This window comes from Anaerotignum faecicola, assembly GCA_024460105.1.
GTDB lineage: Bacteria > Bacillota > Clostridia > Lachnospirales > Anaerotignaceae > JANFXS01.
The window spans coordinates 1-387 of the sequence record JANFXS010000595.1 but is presented as its reverse complement, the minus strand read 5'-3'; the positions used below and the strand labels follow the sequence as shown (position 1 = coordinate 387).

The following is a 387-nucleotide window of genomic DNA, read 5'->3' as shown; positions in this document are numbered from 1 at the left end:
CCAATCCTTCGAAAGTCTTGTCAGCGCTTCCATATAGAAGTAATCGCCCCAGATGTTACACTCGTCGACTCCCTCCGGAGTACACGTATTATATGGAGATTTCTTGGAGTAAGTACTGTGCAGGACCAGTCCGTTCGACTCCTCCGGGCTTTTAACCGCGTAGTTCTCCACGACTGACTTCATTATTTTCTCAGCAAGGGAGGTGTAGTATATTGCATCCTCCTCCTTTAAGTATCTGGCCATTTCCAGCATTCCGCAGGCGGCAATGGAGGCAGAGGAAGAATCCCGGGGCTCACCGGAACCGTCTCCGAATTCCAGATCCCAGTAGGGCACAAGATCCTCCGGCAGATGATCCAGAAAATATCCCGTTACATGCTTAAAATCGTC

General features: G+C 49.9%; 1 protein-coding gene. It reads right to left on the bottom strand.

Going from position 1 to position 387, the window contains the following annotated elements:
• Nucleotides 1-387 (bottom strand): glycoside hydrolase family 88 protein (locus NE664_15555; GenBank protein MCQ4728049.1); only part of this gene is annotated, 387 nt, incomplete at both ends.